The organism is Deinococcus grandis (assembly GCF_001485435.1).
In the GTDB taxonomy this organism is placed as follows: domain Bacteria; phylum Deinococcota; class Deinococci; order Deinococcales; family Deinococcaceae; genus Deinococcus; species Deinococcus grandis.
In genome coordinates, this window is record NZ_BCMS01000001.1 from 1026153 (window position 1) to 1045746 (window position 19594).

General features: G+C 72.7%; 17 protein-coding genes and 2 tRNA genes. 8 read left to right on the forward strand and 11 right to left on the reverse strand.

Annotated features, from left to right (window positions below):
- Nucleotides 1–16: 16 nt before the first annotated feature.
- The 3 genes from DEIGR_RS05165 to glgP all read right to left on the reverse strand — a co-directional run bounded on the left by DEIGR_RS05165 (nucleotide 17) and on the right by glgP (nucleotide 4164).
- Nucleotides 17–847 carry an EamA family transporter gene (locus DEIGR_RS05165; protein ID WP_058978540.1) on the reverse strand — a complete coding sequence of 277 codons (831 nt, stop codon included), beginning with the start codon at nucleotides 845–847 and terminating at the stop codon, nucleotides 17–19.
- Between the two features lie 196 nt (nucleotides 848–1043).
- A complete protein-coding gene (locus tag DEIGR_RS05170; RefSeq protein ID WP_058975864.1) occupies nucleotides 1044–1418 on the reverse strand; it encodes a carboxymuconolactone decarboxylase family protein in 375 nt (124 codons plus the stop codon).
- 229 nt (nucleotides 1419–1647) lie between these two features.
- Nucleotides 1648–4164, reverse strand: a complete 2517-nt coding sequence (gene glgP / locus DEIGR_RS05175; protein ID WP_058975865.1) for an alpha-glucan family phosphorylase — start codon at nucleotides 4162–4164, stop codon at nucleotides 1648–1650.
- A 255-nt stretch (nucleotides 4165–4419) separates the two neighbouring features.
- Here glgP and DEIGR_RS05180 point away from each other — a divergent pair, with 255 nt between their 5' ends.
- Together DEIGR_RS05180 and DEIGR_RS05185 are read left to right on the forward strand one after the other, a co-directional pair.
- The gene (locus DEIGR_RS05180) at nucleotides 4420–4881 is read left to right on the forward strand and encodes a hypothetical protein (RefSeq protein ID WP_058975867.1); all 462 of its coding nucleotides are present in this window, start codon (nucleotides 4420–4422) and stop codon (nucleotides 4879–4881) included.
- Complete coding sequence (locus DEIGR_RS05185; protein WP_058975869.1) at nucleotides 4878–5330, forward strand: VOC family protein; 453 nt, start codon at nucleotides 4878–4880, stop codon at nucleotides 5328–5330. The genes DEIGR_RS05180 and DEIGR_RS05185 overlap by 4 nt, the downstream gene beginning before the upstream one ends.
- A gap of 161 nt (nucleotides 5331–5491) precedes the next feature.
- Here DEIGR_RS05185 and DEIGR_RS05190 read toward each other — a convergent pair whose 3' ends face one another.
- The 5 genes from DEIGR_RS05190 to DEIGR_RS05210 all read right to left on the reverse strand — a co-directional run bounded on the left by DEIGR_RS05190 (nucleotide 5492) and on the right by DEIGR_RS05210 (nucleotide 10786).
- On the reverse strand, nucleotides 5492–5740 hold the full coding sequence (locus DEIGR_RS05190) for a hypothetical protein (protein WP_058975871.1): 249 nt from the start codon (nucleotides 5738–5740) through the stop codon (nucleotides 5492–5494).
- A gap of 123 nt (nucleotides 5741–5863) precedes the next feature.
- Nucleotides 5864–7663, reverse strand: a complete 1800-nt coding sequence (locus DEIGR_RS05195; RefSeq protein WP_083523933.1) for a GAF domain-containing sensor histidine kinase — start codon at nucleotides 7661–7663, stop codon at nucleotides 5864–5866.
- A 50-nt stretch (nucleotides 7664–7713) separates the two neighbouring features.
- A complete protein-coding gene (locus DEIGR_RS05200; protein ID WP_058975873.1) occupies nucleotides 7714–8499 on the reverse strand; it encodes an RNA methyltransferase in 786 nt (261 codons plus the stop codon).
- A 62-nt stretch (nucleotides 8500–8561) separates the two neighbouring features.
- Nucleotides 8562–9401: a hypothetical protein gene (locus DEIGR_RS05205; RefSeq protein ID WP_058975875.1), complete on the reverse strand. Its 840-nt coding sequence runs from the start codon at nucleotides 9399–9401 to the stop codon at nucleotides 8562–8564.
- A complete protein-coding gene (locus tag DEIGR_RS05210; protein ID WP_058975876.1) occupies nucleotides 9398–10786 on the reverse strand; it encodes a glycogen synthase in 1389 nt (462 codons plus the stop codon). Before DEIGR_RS05210 ends, DEIGR_RS05205 begins: the two co-directional genes overlap by 4 nt.
- Nucleotides 10787–10922: 136 nt before the next feature.
- Here DEIGR_RS05210 and DEIGR_RS05215 point away from each other — a divergent pair.
- The 6 genes from DEIGR_RS05215 to DEIGR_RS05240 all read left to right on the forward strand — a co-directional run bounded on the left by DEIGR_RS05215 (nucleotide 10923) and on the right by DEIGR_RS05240 (nucleotide 17618).
- Nucleotides 10923–10998, forward strand: a tRNA-Ile gene (locus DEIGR_RS05215).
- 7 nt (nucleotides 10999–11005) lie between these two features.
- A tRNA-Val gene (locus tag DEIGR_RS05220) sits at nucleotides 11006–11080 on the forward strand.
- Between the two features lie 135 nt (nucleotides 11081–11215).
- Complete coding sequence (locus tag DEIGR_RS21560) at nucleotides 11216–14023, forward strand: sensor domain-containing protein (RefSeq protein ID WP_058975879.1); 2808 nt, start codon at nucleotides 11216–11218, stop codon at nucleotides 14021–14023.
- Nucleotides 14024–14121: 98 nt separating this feature from the next.
- Nucleotides 14122–15837 carry a sensor histidine kinase gene (locus DEIGR_RS05230; RefSeq protein ID WP_058975880.1) on the forward strand — a complete coding sequence of 572 codons (1716 nt, stop codon included), beginning with the start codon at nucleotides 14122–14124 and terminating at the stop codon, nucleotides 15835–15837.
- Nucleotides 15834–16913 (forward strand): DUF4097 family beta strand repeat-containing protein, encoded by a 1080-nt coding sequence (locus DEIGR_RS05235; protein WP_236704657.1) that lies wholly within the window; start codon nucleotides 15834–15836, stop codon nucleotides 16911–16913. Before DEIGR_RS05230 ends, DEIGR_RS05235 begins: the two co-directional genes overlap by 4 nt.
- Before the next feature lie 21 nt (nucleotides 16914–16934).
- A complete protein-coding gene (locus DEIGR_RS05240) occupies nucleotides 16935–17618 on the forward strand; it encodes a response regulator (protein ID WP_058975882.1) in 684 nt (227 codons plus the stop codon).
- Nucleotides 17619–17754: 136 nt separating this feature from the next.
- Here the strand turns inward: DEIGR_RS05240 and DEIGR_RS05245 are convergent, their stop codons facing one another.
- The 3 genes from DEIGR_RS05245 to DEIGR_RS05255 all read right to left on the reverse strand — a co-directional run bounded on the left by DEIGR_RS05245 (nucleotide 17755) and on the right by DEIGR_RS05255 (nucleotide 19594).
- Nucleotides 17755–18384, reverse strand: coding sequence for a TetR/AcrR family transcriptional regulator (locus tag DEIGR_RS05245; protein WP_058975884.1), 630 nt, complete (start codon nucleotides 18382–18384; stop codon nucleotides 17755–17757).
- A gap of 158 nt (nucleotides 18385–18542) precedes the next feature.
- Nucleotides 18543–19211, reverse strand: a complete 669-nt coding sequence (locus DEIGR_RS05250) for an LrgB family protein (RefSeq protein WP_058975886.1) — start codon at nucleotides 19209–19211, stop codon at nucleotides 18543–18545.
- Complete coding sequence (locus DEIGR_RS05255; protein ID WP_058975888.1) at nucleotides 19208–19594, reverse strand: CidA/LrgA family protein; 387 nt, start codon at nucleotides 19592–19594, stop codon at nucleotides 19208–19210. Before DEIGR_RS05255 ends, DEIGR_RS05250 begins: the two co-directional genes overlap by 4 nt.

The window sequence follows — 19594 nt, forward strand, 5'->3', positions numbered from 1 at the left end:
TCCTGCGCGTCGCGTCCTAATTCACGGGTTCCGGTTCGCTGTGCGCGGCCTTCCCGGTCAGGTTGATCCCGGCGCTGGCGGCGATCACGCAGGCCATCGCCGCCCACTGCACGGCCGTGAGGCGCTCGCCGAGGAACAGCAGGCCGCTCAGGGCCGCCAGGGCCGGTTCGACACTCATCATCACGCCGAAGATCCGGGCGGGAATGGCGCGCAGGGCGCGCATCTCCAGCGTGTACGGCAGCGCGCTGGACAGCACCGCGACGCCCAGGCCCAGCAGCAGCGCGTGCGGGCTGAGCAGCGCCGGACCCGCCTGGACCACCCCGAACGGCAGCGTGACCAGCGCGGCGACGATCATGCCCGCGACCACGCCGGTCGTGCCGGGCACCCGGCGGCCCACCGCGCCCCCCGCCAGGATGTACAGCGCCCACATGCCGCCCGCCGCGAGCGCCAGCACGATGCCCAGCAGCGGGGCGTTCGTGGCCCCGCCACCGCCGATGGGGGAGATCAGCACGATGCCCAGCCCGGCCAGCGCCACCCACGCCACGTCCAGCGGGCGGCGGGACAGCGCCAGGGACAGCAGCAGCGGCCCCACGAACTCCAGCGTGACCGCCAGCCCCAGCGGCAGCAGCCGAAGCGACTCGTAGAACGCGAGGTTCATCAGGCCCAGCGCCGCGCCGTACGGGAGGATCGCGCGCCACTGCACCCACGTCAGGCGGTTCAGCGCCGGGCGGAACACCAGCATCAGCAGCGCCGCCGCCAGCGCCACGCGGACCGTGGTCGTCCCCGCCGGGCCCAGCGTCGGGAACAGCGTCTTCGCGAAGGCCGCGCCGCCCTGGATGCTCAGCATCGCCAGCAGCAGGGACGGCACGGGCGGCAGGCTGAACCGCGCCCGGGTGGCGGCGCTCGTCAAGGCCGGGTCACCGGGGCAGCGGCGGCCCGCAGCCGGGCGGGACGGACGGGGTGGGGCAGGGGGCAGGACATGGCGGGCATTAGATCACCCGGCGCCCATCCGGCGGGCGCAGGTGTCTGCGCTGCCGGAATGCCTACTCCTGTTCTCCCAGCACCCTCTTGGCAATCGTGAACCCGCTCAGGCCCGCCGGAACGCCCGCGTAGATCGCCACCTGATGCAGCACGTCACTCAGGTCACGTTCGCTGACGCCCGTGTTGCGCGTCGCCCGGACGTGCCCCTCGAACTCCCGCTCGCGGCCCAGCGCCGCCAGGATGCCCAGCGTGACCATGTGCCGCTCGCGGTCGGTCAGGTTGCCGCGGCCCCACGCCGCGCCCCAGGCGTACTCGGTCAGGAAGCGCTGGTAGTCCGCGCCGAACGCCTCGGGGTTCCCACTGAACGCCCGGTCCACGTACTCCTGCCCCATGACCTGCGCGCGTTTACGTTTCCCGCGTTCCAGTTGCTCGCTCATGCCTGAGCGTACCCGGCGCGAGCGGGGCGGGTCTGTCACCGCGCCAGGGAGCGTGCAGACAGAGAAAAACCCCTCCCGGTCGGGGGAGGGGGCAGGGTTCAGGAGGGGCTCAGGCAGCGGTCTTCCGTTCCGGTGATGGGGGAACGCACCCCACCACCTCCACTGCAGACCGCCGCTCGGATCGGCTGCTCGTTCCACTCGGGTCAGGTCGTGGTGACCCGACCGCCGGTCAGGCCCACTTGATCAGTCCGGCTTCCAGGTCGTTGCTCAGGCCGTCGATGACGGGGAGCATCCGCACGCCGACCGAGTACAGGCCGCTGTCCTGCAGGGGGATCTCGGCGCTGTACGTGCCGCCGCCGCGGCTGACCAGGGGCACGCGGGTCAGGTGACCGCCGCGGTTCAGGACGGCCTCGACGCGCAGTTCGTCCAGGTTGATCCCGGCGGGGTTCACCTGCGCGGTCACGGGGACGCTCTGGCCGGGGCGGGCGGTGGCGGGCAGCTGCGCGGTCGCGGTCAGGGTGGTGTAGGGCCACTGCTGGCGCACCCAGCCCTTCCACGCGGCGAGCTCGCGCGCGCGGGTGCTGTTGCCACTGGCGAGTGTCGCGCCGCGTTCGGCGATGGGCCGGTAGTACTTCTCCACGTAGTCGATCACCTGACGCTGCATGGAGAAGCGCGGGCTGACCGTCTGGATGGCGCGGCGCACCGTGGACGCCCAGGTGGGCTGGCCACTCAGGCCGCCGTAGTAGCGGGGCGTGATGTCGGTTTCCAGCGTGTGGTACATGCTGAAGGCGTCCGCGTCGTCCTGGACGTTCAGGTCGGCGTACTCTCGTTCCTCGCCGATCGGCCAGCCGTTCGTGCCATCAAAGCCTTCACGCCACCAGCCGTCCAGGATGGACAGGTTGGGGCTGCCGTTGAAGCTGGCCTTCATGCCGCTGGTGCCGGAGGCCTCCAGGGGGCGGCGGGGGTTGTTCAGCCAGATGTCCACGCCCTGCACGAGGTGACGCGCGACGTGCATGTCGTAGTTCTCCAGGATGACGATCTTGCCGCGGAACTCGGGTTCCTGGCTGATCTTGTAGATCTCCTGGATGAAGGACTTGCCGGGGTTGTCGGCGGGGTGGGCCTTCCCGGCGAACACGAACTGCACGGGCCGCTCGGGGTGGTTCACGATGCGGCTCAGGCGGGCCTTGTCGCGGAACAGCAGCGTGGCGCGCTTGTACGTCGCAAATCTGCGCGCGAAGCCGATGGTCAGGGTGTTCTCGTCGAGCAGGGTGTCGGTGGCGGCCACGTCGGCGGCGGACGCGCCGTTGCGGAGCATCTGCTCACGCATGCGGCCGCGCACGAAGGTGATCATGTCGCGTTTCATGTCGCGCTGCACGTCCTGCAGCTGCTGGTCGGTCAGTTTCTCGACGGCTGCCCACATCTGCTCGTCTTCCAGCCGCTCGGTCCAGTCGGCGGGCAGCACGGTGCCCAGCAGGTCACGCATGGCCTGGCTGGTGAACGTGAGGTTGTGCGCGCCGTTCGTGACGTGCCCGATCGGCACCTCCTCGGTCTCGGCGCCGGGGTACAGGAACTTCCACATGTCGCGGCTGACCTCGCCGTGCAGTTCGGACACGCCGTTCGCCGCGCGGCTCATGTTCAGCGCGAACACCGTCATGGAGAAGGTCGGGACCGGGTGGCCGTCCCACATCTGCTCGTGCTCGGCGAGCTTGTACAGTTCGTCGCGGCTGGCGGCCAGCTGTGCGGGCCATGCGCCGATGTAACGGTCCATCAGGTCGTACGCGAAGGCGTCGTTCCCGGCGGCGACCGGCGTGTGCGTGGTGAACAGCGTCGAACTGGCCACCGTTTCCAGGGCGGTCTTGAAGTCCAGGCCACGCGCCACGTACTCGCGGGTGCGTTCCAGGCCCAGCAGCGCGGCGTGGCCCTCGTTCATGTGGTACACGTCGCCGGGGACGTTCAGGACGCGCAGCGCGCGGATACCCGCCACGCCCAGCAGGACGTACTGCTGCACGCGCAGTTCCTGGTTGCCGCCGTACAGGCGGGCCGTGAGCTTCCGGTCGTCCTCGCTGTTCTCGGGGACGTTCGTGTCGAGCAGCAGCACCCTGATGCGGCCCACGTTCAGGTTCCAGATGCGGACGTGCACGTCACGTTCGCCGATGCGGACCTTCACGCGCGCCTCCTCGCCGCCTTCGGTCAGGGCGGGCGTGATGGGCAGGGTGGTCAGGTCGAGTTCGTCGTACGCCTCGTTCTGCCAGCCGTCCTTGTCGAACAGCTGCCGGAAGTAGCCCTGGTGGAACAGCATGCCCACCGCCGTGAAGGGAATCCCGAGGTCCGAGGCACTCTTGCAGTGGTCGCCCGCGAGGACGCCCAGACCGCCGGAGTAGATGGGCAGGGACTCGTGGAAGGCGTACTCCATGCTGAAGTACGCGACCGGTTTCATGCCCGCGGCGTTCTTCGCGGCCCAGGTGTCCTTCTTGCCCATGTAGGCGTCGAAGTCGGCCATGACCTTCGCGTAGCGCGCGAGGTACGCGGGGTCGGCGGCCGCCTGCTCTAGGCGGGCCTGGGGCACCTCGAGCAGCTGGCGGACCGGGTTGTGTTGGAAGCGCTCCCAATTTGGGGCGTCGAGTTCCTCGTACAGCGCCTGAGCTTGAGGCGTCCACGACCAGTAGAGGTTGTAAGCCAGTTCAGACAACCGCGCGATGCCGGGCGGCAGCTGGGGCAGCACAGTGACCTTGCCAATGACGTTCATACCCGATGAGCTTACACTAAGCCTCTCTTTATCTGCTGAGCGCCGCCCCCGACCCACCAGAGATCCCGACTGGCCCACCACCGCCCCCCGAACCGGGTGAACATCCTGTCCCTGCTGTGCCTGGGCGCGTCCTGCGCCGCCCCGTTCCCCGACCGCTCAGGCCCCCCCGCCGCGCCGCCCGCTCCCCGATGCCCCCACCCCGGACGCCCAGCTGTCCAGACAGCGTCCGGCCTCTCTTCCCACCCCGAGACCCCCATGACCCCAGACCCCCACGCCGCCCTGATGACCGAAGGCGACCGCCTCGCCCGGCAACTCACGCAGACCCTGCACGTCACTGCGCACGACCCCCCCCGCCTGACCCTGCTGGGCCGCAGCCTCGCCCTGAACCTGACCCGCGCCTTCCAGCAGACCATCGAACACGTCACCCGCCACGCCGGGCACCCCGTCCACGCCCAGCTGACCTGCGATGCCCATGGGCACGCCACCCTGCACCTGACCCGCGCCGGCCCGTCCTCACGCGACCTGCCCGCCGCCGACCTGCTGCGCGACCTGCTGTGGCCCCACGGCACCCTGCACCCCGCCATCCGCGAGCACCTCCAGGACGCCCTGAGCGGCAGCGAACACCACGCCACCCGCGCCCTGGTCGCCGCGCTGCGCCACCCCAGCGTCCTGAAAGGCATGGAAGCCAAGATCCGCGCCGCGCTGCCCCGACCATGAGCGGCCACGTCCTCGGCACCGTCCACACCGCCATCGCCGTCAGCGACCTGACCCATCAGCTCGGCTACTGGCAGGAAGTCCTGGGCTTCACCCTGCTCGGCCAGACCGAGGTCGGCGGTCCCCTCCCCGAACAGGAAACCGGCGTGCCCGGCCTGCGCAGCCACCTCGCCCTGCTCGCCCTGCACGGGCAGACCGTCGAACTGTACCAGCCCCTCGCCCCCGAAGGCCACGCCACGTACCGGCCCAGCCCGGCCGACATCGGCTCCTGGCACCTCGCGTTCCGCGTGGCGGACCTGGCCGCCCTGATCCGCGACAGCGAACCCTGGGGCTGGCAGGTGCGCGGACAGGTGGCGACCGTCACCGAGGGCCCAGGCCCGGTCGGCGCGCAGCTGGCCTACCTGCACAACGCGGACGGCACCATCCTGGAATTCATCCAGCTGCCCGGCTGATCCGGCCTCCGGCTGACCGGCTCTGGTTATACGGATTCCGTCTGTTTCGTTGACAGATCGGAACACCACCGATCCGTTAACTCCACGTCCGGAACCCGTTTTTCTCCTACTCGCTCCGCTCGGGTTGAAAGATTTTGCAAACCTTTCAACCGGAGTCCGTATTACAGGGGTTCGTTCACGCCGCGGTCCTGGGGGTGCAGCGCGGCGCGGACCGCCTGTGGGGACAGGGCGTCCAGGTCCAGAGGCATCGCCCGGCCCGAGAAGCGCAGCCCGCGCGCCTCGACGGCACTCATCAGTTCGTCCCAGACGTCCTCGTACTCGGCGAGGGTCATGACGCTGCCGTCCGCGCGGGACAGCAGGCCCATCAGCGCCCAGGTGCGCGCCTCGAAGGAAGTATCCGCGAAGGTCATGCGCCAGGGTAGGGGGGACGCCGTCACAGGAGCCTGCCAGTCCGCGCCCTAAGCGTGAGGTACTTCACCCGCCGCGCCACAGGTCCGGACCACCCCGGCCCGCCATGCGGGAAGGCGCGGACCTCACCCCTGCGGGAGTTCCGCCTCGACCAGGGTGCCGTGCCCGGGGCTGGACAGCACGCGGTACAGCCCGCCGCGCGCCTCGATCCGCTCGCGCATCTGTAGCAGGCCCAGACCGCCCGCGCTGCTCACGCGACCCGAGATCGAGTCCGGATCGAACCCCGCGCCGTCGTCCTGCACGCGCAGCGTCACGCCCTCCGCGCCGTGCAGCGTCACCTTGACCTCCTGCGCGCGGGCGTGCTTGGCGACGTTGTTCAGGCTCTCCTGTAGGATCCGGAACACGACCGCCTCGTCCCCGGGCGACAGGTGCACGTCCCCGCTGACGTTCAGGTGCACCCGCAGATTGTTCTGCTCGCCGAAATCCAGCACGTAGCGGCGCACGGTCTCCAGCAGCCCGTAGCGTTCCAGGTCGATGGGCCGCAGCGCGAAGATCGAGCGGCGCACCTCGCGGATCTGCTCGCGCAGCAGCGTCGTCGCCGCGCGCACCTCGGCCTCCGCCTTCGGGGGGTCCGTGTGGATCTGCCGGGCCACCACGTCCAGCTTCAGCGCCGCGAACGCCAGCGACTGCGCCACCCCGTCGTGAATCTCGCGGGCAATGCGGGCGCGTTCGTCGCTGATCGCCAGTTCCTCCGAGTACAGGTACGCCCGCGCGTTGCGGACCGCCAGCGTCGCCTGCCCCGCCATCAGCGCCAGCAGCGACACCCGCGCGTCGTCGAAGGCGTTCGGGTCCGGGTCGCCCAGCAGCAGCACGCCCACCAGGCCTTCCTCGTCCCGCATGGGCAGGCCCAGCACGCTGCGGGCCTCCGGGAACACCTCGCTGGCCTCCTCGTCGGTGGCCTTCAGGGCCGCCTCGGCGTGCGCGACGCGCTGCGCGAAGGCCGGAGCCACCCCGCCGCGCCGCTCGCCGTGCGCGTCCTGCGCGTACTCCAGCCGCAGCACCCCGTCCTGATCGCTCAGGACCACCGCGCGCGCCCCGGCCCCCACGCGGCCCGCCATGGCGTGCGTCACGCGGCCCAGCAGGCGGCGCATGTTGCGCTCGGCGCGGATGCTCTGATCCACCGAGTACAGCGTCATCAGGTCCAGCGTCCGCTGCCGCACCGCCTCCACACCCCGCGCGACCTCCGAGGCCAGCGCCTGCGCCAGCGCCTCGGCGTCCGCCGGGGGCGGCTCCTGGAAGTGCAGGGCCAGCGCCCCGCCGCCCGGCACCGGCACCTTCAGCGGATGCAGCGGCCCCGCCGCCCCGCTGGCGCCCTCGGCGCGGGCCGTGCCGCTCAGGCCGCCCGGCACCGTCAGCGTCGCCCGCTGCGCCCCGGTCACGCGCACCGCGCCGCGCGCCGCGACGTCCAGCACCGCGCCCATGTCCGCCGCGTCCGACAGGTCGCGCATGAGTTCCTGCACCGCGCCCAGCCGCGCGTGCGACACCCGCAGCTCGCCGTACAGGTCCAGCAGCTGCCGCTCGGCCCGCTCGCGCGCGCGGGTGCCCTCCGCGATCCACTCCACGCTGAAGTACGTCACCGCCGGACCCACCAGCCCGTAGAACAGCAGGTGCGCCCACAGCTCCAGCGCCGCGCCGGGCAGCAGCGAGATCAGGAACTCCACCACGCCCACCACCAGCACGATCAGCGGCGGCAGGACGTTACGCACCACCCGCACGCGGTCCGACAGCCGGAACCCCCGCGGCCCCCGCACCGGCGCGCCGTCCAGCGTCTCCGGCAGGGCGTCCGGCAGCCCGTCCGGCAGGGGCGAGAGGTCGGGGGTCAGGGCGTCAGGAGCAGGCTGGCGCGGCGCAGGAGCGTCCGTCATGCCCCCAGTCTAGGCCCGCCGCGCCGGGCGGGCCGTCCCGGCGTCCCCCTTCAGTACCCGGGCTGGTCGTCGGTGGCCGGGAGATCCAGCTCGGGGGCGTCCGGCGCCGGAGCCTGCCGGGGGGCGGTCGTGCCGCGCGCGGCGGCGTCCTCCACCTTCCACTGCACCTGCCGCAGCAGCCCGCGGAACAGGCGGCTCTCGGCGCTGCTCATCAGCGCGCGGTCCAGCGTCGCCCGCCACAGCCGCAGCGTGTGCCGCGCCCGCACCGCGTCCGTGTACCCGATCAGGGTCATCGTCTCGCGCAGGTGCCCGTACAGCGCCTCCATCTCCTCACGCGTGGCGGTCTTGCGCTGCCGCTCCGGCAGTTCGTCCTGCCCCTGCAGGAACTCGTAACACACCAGCAGCACCGCCTGCGCCAGGTTCAGGCTCGCGTAATCCCCGGTCGGGATGCGCACCGCCAGCTGGCACTGCTCCAGGTCGCTGTTGATCAGCCCGGTCTCCTCCGGGCCGAACACCAGTGCGGGCGCGGCCGCCGCGCGCACCAGCGGACGCACGTACGCCGGGTGCTGCGGCGGCGCCAGATCCGCCCGCAGGCGCGCCGTCGTGCCCACGCTGAGGTCCCGGTCCGCCAGCGCCTCGCGCAGCGTCGGGTAGATCTTCGCCTCGCGCAGCAGGTCCGCCGCGTGCACGGCCATCGCCACCGCGCCGGAATCCAGGTGGTCGCAGCGCGGCGCGACCAGCCGCAGGTCCCGCGCCCCCATGTTCAGCATGGCGCGCGCCGCCGAACCGATATTGCCAGGAGTTTTAGGAGAAACGAGCACCACCGCGAGATTCACACCCCCGATGGTACCGCAGCGGCGCAATTCGACCGCGCCGCCGCCCACGTTCAGCGCGCAGGTCAGGGCGAGCTGAGCAGCGGCGTCTCGTCCACGACGTGCAGGCCCCACTTCAGGTCGTGCGCGAGGTCCTCGGGCGTGTCGCCCCACGAGTCCATGCTCAGCTGCGTGACGCCGCGCGCGCGCAGGTGGGTGTTCACCTCGTTCAGCAGCGCCGAACGCAGCGCCGTGTGCCGCCACAGCGGGTGCACGCCCGGCGCGTCCACGCGGCCCTGCCCGTCCTCGATCGCGGCGCGGCACACGCCCACCCCGCGCCCCTGGTCGTCCAGCGCGACCACGCTGACGTGCGCGTCGAAATCCCCCGCGCCGTCCCGCGCGGCGTCCTCGTGCACCGCGTGGTGCCCGATGCGGTCCTCGTAAGTGCGCAGCGCCTCCAGCCGCGCCGCGTGCGGCGTGTCCGCCAGGGCGCGCAGGGTCACGCCGTCCGGCGGCGTGACGTGCCGGTAGGGCACGCGGCCCTCCAGGCGGCGGTACGCACCCGTCTCGCGCCAGCCCAGGTCCAGGAACGGTTCAGGCGGGAACAGGTGCCCGTCGGCGAACACGTAAGCGCGGCCCACCTCGGCACGCGCGGCGTCCGCCAGGGCCAGCGCCGCCGCGTCCCGCAGCGGGCCGCTGAACACGCCGCCCAGCAGTTCCGACCCGTGCGCCGGGCTGGGCCGCGTCCCGGCCGCGCCCAGGACCACCTCGCGCGGGCCGTCCTCGCCGGGCTGCACCTCGAACGCCACCCACGCCGCCGTGCAGGCCTCGGCCATCCACGCGACCGCCTCCTGCGGCGCGTCGTACAGCGCGGCCAGGACGGTCGTCAGGCCATCCCCGGACAGCCGCTCGACCTGAACGGTCACGCGTCCACCGGACCGGGCAGGGGGCGCAGCGGACTGCTCAGCACCCGCGCGTACAGTCCCAGGTACTCACGGGTCGGGCCGTCCCAGCTGAAATCCAGACTCATGGCCTCCTGCGCGCGGGCCGTCCACTCCGCGCGGTCGTCGAAGGTCAGCCGGGCCTCGGCGCACGCGTCCACCAGCGCCTGCGGCGTCGCCCCCACGAAACGGAACCCCACCTCGTGCGGGACGGTGTCCACCAGCCCGCCCGTCTCACGCACCACGGGCAGCGTCCCGTACCGCATGGCGATCATCTGCGACAGCCCGCACGGCTCGAAGCGGCTGGGCATCACGAACGCGTCGGCGCCCGCGTAGATGCGGTGCGCCAGCGGCTCGTTCATGCCCTGCGCGAACGCCACGCGCGGATGCGCCGCCCACTCGCGCAGCCCCGACTCCAGGCGCGGATCCCCGCCGCCCAGCACCACCACGTTCCAGTCCCGCGTCAGGATGGGCAGTGCCTCGATCAGCAGGTCCATGCCCTTCTGCTCGGCCAGTCGACTGACCGCCGCCAGGACCGGCGCGTCGTCCAGGCCGAACTCCGCGCGCAGCGCCGCCCCGCACGCCGCCTTGCCCGCCACGTCCGCGAACGGCGTCACGTCCACGTCCGTGCGCGGGTCCCAGCGGTCCTGATCCAGCCCGTTCAGGATGCCACTCAGGCGCCCCTCGTGCGTCAGACGCACCAGCAGCCCCTCCAGGCCCTCCCCGTACTCGGGCGTGGTGATCTCCTGCGCGTACGTCGGACTGACCGTCGTCACCTGCGACGCGAACACCAGCCCCGCCTTCATCAGGTTCACGTCCCCGTGGAACTCCAGGCCCTCATGCGTGAACGCCCACTCCGGCAGCCCCGTCCAGCCCATGCCGTCCAGCAGGTTCCAGCGCCCCTGGTACTGCAGGTTATGCACGCTGAACACCGCCCGCACCCCCGCCAGGCGCGCCAGGGCCACCACCAGACCCGCCTGCCAGTCATGCGCGTGCACCACGTCCGGCACCACACCCACGCGCTCCAGCGCCGGCAGCACCGCCCGCGCGAACTGCGTGAACCGCCACACGTCATCCGGGAAGTACAACCCAGGACGATCGAACGCCCCCAGCCCCACGAACAGGAACTGCACGCCACCCTGCACGAGTTCCCCCACCCGCACGTCCGCCAGCGGCACCGACCCCGGCGCGTCCAGCGCCCCGCGCCAGACCTCCCGCACGGGCTGCGCGATATCCGCGTACCACGGCGAGACCACCGTCACCGCCGCGCCCAGCCGCGCCTGCTGCGCCGGCAGCGCGCCCAGCACGTCGCCCAGCCCACCGGACCGCGAGAACGGGAACACCTCGGACGCCACATGCACGACACGCATGCCCCGCACTCTACCCGCCCGCCACGCCCCCACACGCGCGTCACTCAGGCAGGGCCGGGGCGGGGGTTTGACAAGCCCCCGGCCCGTTGGTACACTTCCCCTCGCCCTGAACGAGGGCAGCCAAGAAAAGCTCTGCGGGCTCTTAGCTCAACGGTCAGAGCAGTCGGCTCATAACCGATTGGTTGCCGGTTCAAATCCGGCAGGGCCCACCACAACACCGGGCGGTTAGCTCAGCGGTAGAGCATTCGCTTCACACGCGAAGGGTCGTAGGTTCAAATCCTATACCGCCCACCAGACAGAAAAAGCCTCGCTTCGGCGGGGTTTTGTCCATGTGGGCCCGCCGCGTGAGCCTGCTGACCGCGCGGCGCGGCGTGCGGTACACTCCGGGCGTTCCCCACATGTTGCCATTCATGTCCGCCCCGTCCGATCATGCCTGAGCAGCGCGCGCAGCTGCTGGCCGCCGCGTTCCGCCGCGCATCCATCGGGATGGCGCTGCTGGGCACCGACGGCGCGTTCCTGGACGTCAACGACGCGCTGTGCGACCTGCTGGACGTTTCGCGCGCCGACCTGCTGGGCCGCGCCGCGCGGGACGTGACGCACCCCGACGACCGGCCCGATGACGACACGCAGGTGCGGCGGACCCTGGACGGCGCGCAGGACGGGTTCGAGCGGCGCCGCCGGTACCTGCGGCGGGACGGCAGTGTCGTGCAGGCGCAGGTCAGGGTCTCGCTGCTGGCGGGCACGTCGGGCGAACCGGGCGCGCTGCTGCTGCAGGTGCAGGACGTCACGGCCGTGCAGGACCTGACCGAGCGGCTGCACCTGGCGGTGGACGCCACGCAGGACGGCATCTGGGACTGGCGGCCGCCGCTGGGGACCCTGGACTGCACCGACCGCTGCGTGCTGCTGGGCGGCGTGCCGCTGGGCGGGCGGACCCTGCGCGCGTGGTGGCGGGCCCTGCCGCCCGGCGAGCGGCCCCGGCTGCTGCGCGCCTACCGGCGGCACGCGCAGGGCAAGGCGGACGTGATCGACCTGGAGTTCCGGCAGCGTGGCGCGGACGGCGTGGACCGCTGGCTGGCGCTGCGGGGCCGCGTCACGGCCCGTGACGGGAGCGTCGTCACGCGCGTGACCGGCACGCTGTCGGACGTGACCACGCGGGTGCAGGCGCAGCGGGACATGCAGGTGCTGCTGGACAACCTGCCCGCCATGATCGGCTACTGGGACGCCGGGCTGCGCAACCGTTTCGGGAACCGCGCGTACCTGGACTGGTTCGGGAAGACCCCGCGGCAGATGCGCGGGCGGCACATCCGGGACGTGATCGGCGCGGACGCGTACCGCCTGAACCGGCCGTTCATGGACGCTGTGCTGCGCGGCGAGGCGCAGGTGTTCGACCGGACCATCACGGACGCGGCGGGCCGCGAGCGGCACACCGAGCTGCGGTACGTGCCGGACGTGCAGGGCGGTGAGATCCGCGGGTTCTTCGCGCTGGGCACCGACGTGACGGCCCGCCGCCGCGCCGAGCAGGCGCTGCGTGAGCAGCGGGAACTGGCGCGCGTGACCCTGGCCAGCATCGGGGACAGCGTGATCACCACCGACCCGCACGGGAACGTCACGTTCCTGAACCCGGTCGCGCAGCGCATGACCGGCTGGACCAACGAGGACGCCGCCGGGCAGCCCATCGAGACGGTCATGCCCCTGCTGGACGAGACGACCCTGGGGGCCGCCCCGAACCCCCTGCGGGCCGCGCTGCGCCGCCGCGAGATCATGGGCATGGTGGGCGGCACCGCGCTGCGGTCGCGCAGCGGCGCGCTGTTCAGCGTGGAGGATTCCGCCGCGCCGATCCTCAGCGAGTCCGGCGAGCTGCTGGGCGCCGTGATCGTCTTCCATGACGTCACCGAGGCCCGCACCATGGCGCTGCGCATGAGTCACCTCGCGCAGCACGACACGCTGACCGACCTGCCCAACCGCGTGCTGCTGCGCGACCGGATCGCGCAGGCGACCACCCTGGCCCGGCGCCGGGGCACGCCGTTCGCGGTGCTGTTCCTGGACCTCGACCACTTCAAGGACGTCAACGACAGCCTGGGGCACCACGCCGGGGATCAGCTGCTGCGCGAGGTGGCCCGCCGCCTGACCGGCAGCCTGCGCGCCTCGGACACCGTCAGCCGCCAGGGTGGGGACGAGTTCATCATCCTGCTGCCCGAGGTGAGCAGTGCCGCGCACGTGCAGACCGTGATCGGCAAACTCATGGCGGCCGTCACCGCGCCGTACGACCTGGACGGGCAGGCGGTGCACGTCACGCTCAGCCTGGGCGCGGCCCTGTACCCGCAGGACGGCGCGGACCCCGACGAGCTGCTCAAGCACGCCGACGCCGCCATGTACCGCGCCAAGGCGGACGGGCGCAACCGCCACCATTTCTACTCCCGCGCGCTGCACGGCGAGATCCAGCGGCAGCAGCAGCTGCGGCACGACCTGCGCGCCGCGCTGGACGCCGGGCAGTTCTGGCTGGCGTACCAGCCGAAGGTGAATCCCGCCAGTGGCGAACTGCTCGGCGCCGAGGCCCTGCTGCGCTGGAACGGCCCGGACGGCCCGGTGTCCCCCGCCATGTTCATCCCGGTCGCCGAGGAGACCGGACTGATCGTCCCGCTGGGCCGCTGGGTGCTGCGCGAGGCCTGCGCGCAGGCGCGCCGCTGGTCGGACGACGGGCACGCCCTGCCGGTGTCGGTGAACATCTCGGCGGCGCAGTTCGGCGAGACCGGCTTCCTGGAAACCGTGCAGGAGGAACTGCGTGCCAGCGGCCTGAGCGCGCACCTGCTGGAACTGGAGGTCACCGAGACCATCCTGATGCGGCACGTCGAGCACGTCCAGCGCAACCTCGCGGCGCTGCGGGCGCTGGGCGTGCAGGTCAGCATCGACGACTTCGGCACCGGGTACTCCAGCCTCAGCTACCTGCACGAGTTCCCCGTGACCACCCTGAAGATCGACCGGTCGTTCCTCGCGCCCGGCCGCAGCGGCCCGCAGGCGACCGCGCTGATCACCGCCATCATCGGGCTGGGCCGCGCCCTGAACCTGCAGGTGATCGCCGAGGGCGTCGAGCAGCCCGCCCAGGTCCGGGCCCTGCTGGACCTGGGCTGCGCCGCCATGCAGGGCTACCTGTTCGCGCCGCCCCTGCCCCCGGCGGCCTTCGAGGCGTGGCGGCGCGACTGGCCCGCCCAGCACGCCGCCCTGACCGCCCAGGCGTAGACCGGCGGGATCCACAGGGTCTCCCGCGTGACCGTGCGTCTTTCGGGGGACGTCACGCGCCGCTGCGGACCGCTACGCTGCGCGGCATGATAAGGGTGATGGATCAGGGAGGCCCGACCCGACCCGCCCGCCCCGCCCCCCGGCACGCGCTGGCGGAACTGCTGGACCCGGCCACGTACCGCGCCGCCGCGTACGTGCTGCTCAGCGTGCCTGCCGGGACGCTCGTGGCGGCGCTGCTGACGGCCGCCGTGCTCGTGGGCGTGTTGAGCCTGCCGGTCCTGATCGGGGCGCTGTTCCTGATCGGGGCGCTGTGGCTGGTCGTGGGGCTCGGGGACGCGCAGCGCGCCCTGATGGGCGTCCTGGGCGTGCGGTTCGCGCGGCCGGGGGCGGCGCTGCGGCCCGGTGGGTTGCTCGGGTGGCTGGGCGCCACGCTGGGCGACCCCGCCACGTACCGCACGCTGCTGTTCCACGTGATCCAGCTGCCGCTGGGGTTGATCTGCTGGGTGGTGCTCGCGGCGCTGCTCGCGGCGGTCGTGCTGGGCCTGGGCGCCCCGGTGTGGCTGATGGACAAGAGCGTCCCGCTGGTGTGGAACGAGTGGACGCTGGAACCCGGTCCGGTCGCCGTGGCGGGCCTGATGCTGACCGGGGCGGGCGCGCTGATCGTCACGGCGGGTGTCGTGAACCTGATGGGCCGCATGTGGACCCGACTGGGCGCCGCGCTGCTCGCCCGCGACCCGGCCGAGGCGGCGCGGCGCGAGGTGATCGCCCTGCGCCGCGCCGCCGGGCGGGTCGCGCTGGGCGACGACCTGCCCGCCACGTTGCGCGACCTGACCACCCAGGCGCGGGCGGCCAGCACCGCCGACGCGGTCGCGCTGGTCGCCCCGGACGGCACGCTGCGCGCCCTGGACGCCGGTTTCGGCCCGCCGGACCTCGCGGCGCTGAGCGGCCCGCTGACCCGCCCCCCGGCGCCCGGCGAGGCCAGCCTGACGCCCCTGAGCGGCGGGGCGGCGCTGGCGGCGCTGCCCGTCACGCTGCCCGCCAGCGCCGGCGCGGACGGCGGCACCCTGCGCGCCCTGTACGCCCCGGGCACCCGGCCCGGCGCGGACGAACTGGCGTTCCTGCTGTCCATCGCCGACCACGCCGGGACCGCGCTGCACGCCACGCAGCTGATCGAACGGGCGGGCGCGCGTGCCGGGGAGCAGGAACGCGCCCGGCTGGCCCGTGAACTGCACGACAGCGTCGCGCAGGCGCTGTACGGCATCACGCTGGGCGCCAAGACCGCCCGCGCCACCCTGGAACGCGACCCGGACCGCACCCGCCAGAGCCTGGAGTACACCATCCGCCTCGCCGAGGGCGGCGTGTCGGAGATGAAGGCGCTGCTGTTCAGCCTGCGCCCCGACGCGCTGGAGGAAGGCGGCCTGATCGCCGCGCTGACCCAGCACGCCCACGCGCTCGAAGCCCGCCACGGCCTGACCGTCCACGCGGACCTGCGCGAGGAACCCGCCCTGAGCCCCGACGCGCAGGCCGCCGCGTACCGCGTGGCGCAGGAGGCCCTGCACAACACCGTCAAGCACGCCCGCGCGGGTCAGGTGTGGCTGAGCGTCACCCAGGACGAGGGGCACGTCACCCTGAGCGTCCGCGACGACGGGCGCGGCTTCGACGTGACCGCCCAGGGCCGCGGCACCCTCGGGCAGCGCAGCATGCGCGAACGCGCCGCCGGGGCGGGCGGCACCCTGGAAGTCCTCAGCGACCCCGGCCAGGGCACCCGCGTCACCCTGACCCTCCCCGCCACCCGGCCGGAGGTGAGCGCGTGACCAGCCTGCCCGCCTCTCGCCCCCTGGCGCCCACCCTGCGCCGCATGGCCGCCGGACTGCTGCTGGCCGGTGTGGGCGGCCTGCTCGTGTGGCAGGGCAGCGGCCGCACCCTGACGCCCGGTATGAGCGTGCAGGACACGCCCATCAGCGTGCAGCTCGACGGTCCGCTCCCGCTGGACCTCGCCAGCAGCGCCGCCCTGACCGTCGGCGGGGACCGCACCGACCTGACCATCACCGCGCTGAACGCCGGGAGTCCCTACGCCCTGCGCGGCCGCGCGCACCACCGCGCCCGTAACCCCGTACAGGCCGACGTGACCCGCCAGGGCCGCGCCATCACCGCCGCCCTGACCCTGAACGTGCAGCCCCTGCGCGAACGCGGCGTGATCATCAGCGGCCCCGAAGGCGTGCAGCACCGCCTGGAGGTCGGGGTCAGCCGCGACCTGCCCGTCACGCTCAGCACGAGCACCGCCAGCGGCGACCAGACCCTGACCCTCACGCCGCTGCGCCTGCGCGCCCTGACCGTCCGCAGCGACAGCGGCGACCAGACCCTAACCCTCCCCGCCCGCGAGGCCGGAGCGATCAGCGCCGTCAGCCGCAGCGGCGCCGTCACCCTGACCGCCCCGCGCAGCAGCCTCACCGACGCGCTGCGCGTCAACACCGGCAGCGGCGACCAGCGCCTCGACCTGGGCGGCCTGACCACCCAGACCCTGGGCGTCGGTACCGACAGCGGCCGCGTCCGCCTGACCCTCCCGGTCCTCACCGGGCGCGGCACCGTCACCACCGGCAGCGGCGACATCCGCATCACCGCCACCGCCCGCACGCGCGGGAACCTCGACATCCGCAGCCAGAGCGGCCACGTCACCCTGATCCTCCCGCCCACCCTGACCGCCCGCGTCCGCTACCCCGACCGCGACACGCTGAACTTCCCCCCGGACCGTCCCCCCAGCCCCACGCCCGCGCTGGACGTGTTCGTGGACGCCGGAAGCCGCAGCGTCACCATCACCCGCGACCCCGCCCGCGCCCCCGATCCGCCCGACCCGCCCGCCAGTTCCAGCCGCTCCCTGACCCGCCGATAGCCCCCCACCCGGAGACCCCACATGACCCACGACCCTACTCCCGAACCCACCGCCTCGCCCGCCACCGTCCGCGTGCTGCTCGTCGACGACCACGCCGTCGTCCGCCAGGGCCTGCGCCTCTTCCTCGGCCTCGACCCGCTGATCGACGTGATCGGCGAGGCCGCCAACGGCGAGGAAGCCCTCCAGGCCGCCGCCACCCTGCACCCCGACGTGGTCATCATGGACCTGATGATGCCCGTCATGGACGGCATCACCGCCACCCGCACCCTCAAACGCCAGCACCCCGACACCGAGGTCATCGCCCTGACCAGCACCCTCGAAGAACACAAGGTGAACGGCGCCATCGAGGCGGGCGCGATCAGCTACATGCTCAAGGACGCCAGTTCAGACACGCTGGCCGACGCCATCCACGCCGCCGCCCGCGGCGAGGTCCGCCTGCACCCCGAAGCCGCCAAACGCCTCGTCCGGGACTTCCGCGGCGGCGAGATGCGCGAGAGCCTCACCCCCAAGGAAACCATCGTCCTGCAACTCCTCGCCCACGGGTACAGCAACCGCGATATCGCCACCGACCAGGGCGTCAGCGAAGCCACCGTCAAGACCCACGTGTCGCGCCTGCTCAGCAAACTCGGCCTGGACAGCCGCACCCAGGCCGCCCTGTACGCCCTGAAACACGGCATCGCCACCCTGGACGGCGTGAACGTCTGATCAGAGACTCAAGTGGAGTCAATACCAGCGCAGTCACCTGATTGCCCCCTCACCCTTCCGTCGCTCCGCTCCTCAGCTGCGCAGCTCTCCGAGTCCCTCCCTCTCCCACAAGGGGAGAGGGCAATATGGAAAGCGTTCACGCGAGCTCCGGTGAACCTTGCTCCCGTACATCGGCGTTCTCAGGCGGCCAGCCCAGCACGGCGCGCAGGCCCGTCATGCAGTCCGCGCGGTACAGCGCGAGGTCCGGGTCCGGGTCGGCCAGGAAGCGCACGCTGAGGCCCTCGACGATGGCGCGCAGCAGCCGCGCCCGGCCCTCCGCGCCCGCCGACCCCGCCAGTCGCGCCAGTTCCAGATCCACCGCCAGGGACTCTGCCAGGAACGCCCGCTGCATGGTCATCAGTTCCGCGTCGCGTGTGGCGGCCGCCAGGAAGTCCAGGGACACCGTGTAGAACCGCCGGGTGTTCACCAGACCGTAGAACTGGTTGTCCACGTACGCCCGCAGCTTCCCCTCGGGCGTGCCCGACAGGCGCACCGCGCGCCGCGTCGCCACCGCGATCGTCCGCGAGAATCGCCGCATGACCGCCGCGAGCAACCCCGCGCGGCTCCCGAAGTGGTACACCAGCGTCCCCCGGCTGACCCCGGCGTGCGCGGCGATGTCCGCCAGCGTCACGCCCGCGTACCCCCGCTCGTAGATCGCGAGGTACGCCGCCTTCTCCAGCGCCGCCCGCCGCGCCCGGTCCTGAATGGGATTCACCTTGCGCGCCATCCCCCCCAGCATCCCGGCTGCGTGGGCGAAGGTCAAGGCGGTGCGGGGCAGTGGGGAGTGGTGAGTGGGAAGTGGAGGGGTAGGCGGTGCCCGTTCGGTCACTGACCTGTGGTGGAGCGGCCCTCCGGCGGTTGGGACGCGAGCGTCCGACCCACTTCCTACTGCCCACTCCCCCCGACGACGGCCACGATCAGCGTGACGGTCAGCGCCGCGAGCCCCATGCCGATGGAGGAGGCGGCGCCCGCCTGTTCGCCTTCCTCGCGGGCGCGGGCGGTGCCGACGCCGTGCGAGACGGACCCGATGGCGATGCCGCGCGCCAGGGGGTGCCGGACGCGCAGGGCGGTCAGGAGGGCGGGGAGGATCAGCGCGCCGATCAGGCCGGACAGCACGGCGAGCGTGGCGGCCAGTGCAGGGGGCGCGTGCGTGAACGGCGCGAGCTGCAGCGCGACGGGGCTGGTGGCGGGCGCGGTGTGCAGGGCCCGCTGCGCGTCGGGGGAGAGGTGCAGCGCGCGGGCGAGCAGCGTGTCCACCGTGACGCCCAGCGTGGTCCCGGTCAGTCCGCCGATCAGCAGGGCGCGCCACTGCCGGGCGAGGAGTGCCCGCAGGCGGTACAGCGGCACGGCGAGCGCGACCACGGCGGGCGTGAGCAGCGCCGAGAGCGGCTGCACGTCATGCAGGTACGTGTCGTACGGCACCCGCGTGAGCAGCAGGGCAGAGGCGACGAGCAGCGTGCCGATCAGGGTCGGGTTCGCCAGTGGGGACCGCAGCCGCAGCTGCGTCAGCACGCCCGCCGCGAAGGCCAGCAGCGTGACCATGACCCAGATCAAGAGTCCTCCGGGCGCAGCAGGCGCGACGCGAGCAGACCCGCCGCGCCCGCGCCCACCAGCAGGCCCGCCGTCATCACCAGCAGCCACAGGCCCCACGCGGCCCCCGCGCTGAGGAACTGCAGGAAGCCCACGGTGGCCGGAATGAACAGCAGGCCCAGGATGCCCAGCAGCCCGTCGGCGGCGTCCGTGATCCAGTGCAGCCGAACCACTTTCAATCCCAGCGCCGCCCACAGCAGCACCAGCCCCACCACCGACCCCGGCAGCGGCAGCCCCAGCGCGCCCGTCAGGGCCTGACCGGCCGCCGCGAACGCCAGCAGCAGCCCCAGCCCCAGCACGAAGCGAGCCGGGGCCGGCAGGCGCGCCGTGACCGACCCGGACGTCAC

Bases quoted from the DNA above. Each gene is read 5' to 3' on its own strand.
- DEIGR_RS05165 (WP_058978540.1), bottom strand. From the start codon at position 847: ATGCTGAGCATCCAGGGCGGCGCGGCCTTCGCGAAGACGCTGTTCCCG.
- DEIGR_RS05170 (WP_058975864.1), bottom strand. From the start codon at position 1,418: ATGAGCGAGCAACTGGAACGCGGGAAACGTAAACGCGCGCAGGTCATG.
- glgP (WP_058975865.1), bottom strand. From the start codon at position 4,164: ATGAACGTCATTGGCAAGGTCACTGTGCTGCCCCAGCTGCCGCCCGGC.
- DEIGR_RS05180 (WP_058975867.1), top strand. From the start codon at position 4,420: ATGACCCCAGACCCCCACGCCGCCCTGATGACCGAAGGCGACCGCCTC.
- DEIGR_RS05185 (WP_058975869.1), top strand. From the start codon at position 4,878: ATGAGCGGCCACGTCCTCGGCACCGTCCACACCGCCATCGCCGTCAGC.
- DEIGR_RS05190 (WP_058975871.1), bottom strand. From the start codon at position 5,740: ATGACCTTCGCGGATACTTCCTTCGAGGCGCGCACCTGGGCGCTGATG.
- DEIGR_RS05195 (WP_083523933.1), bottom strand. From the start codon at position 7,663: ATGACGGACGCTCCTGCGCCGCGCCAGCCTGCTCCTGACGCCCTGACC.
- DEIGR_RS05210 (WP_058975876.1), bottom strand. From the start codon at position 10,786: ATGCGTGTCGTGCATGTGGCGTCCGAGGTGTTCCCGTTCTCGCGGTCC.
- DEIGR_RS21560 (WP_058975879.1), top strand. From the start codon at position 11,216: ATGCCTGAGCAGCGCGCGCAGCTGCTGGCCGCCGCGTTCCGCCGCGCA.
- DEIGR_RS05230 (WP_058975880.1), top strand. From the start codon at position 14,122: ATGGATCAGGGAGGCCCGACCCGACCCGCCCGCCCCGCCCCCCGGCAC.
- DEIGR_RS05240 (WP_058975882.1), top strand. From the start codon at position 16,935: ATGACCCACGACCCTACTCCCGAACCCACCGCCTCGCCCGCCACCGTC.
- DEIGR_RS05245 (WP_058975884.1), bottom strand. From the start codon at position 18,384: ATGGCGCGCAAGGTGAATCCCATTCAGGACCGGGCGCGGCGGGCGGCG.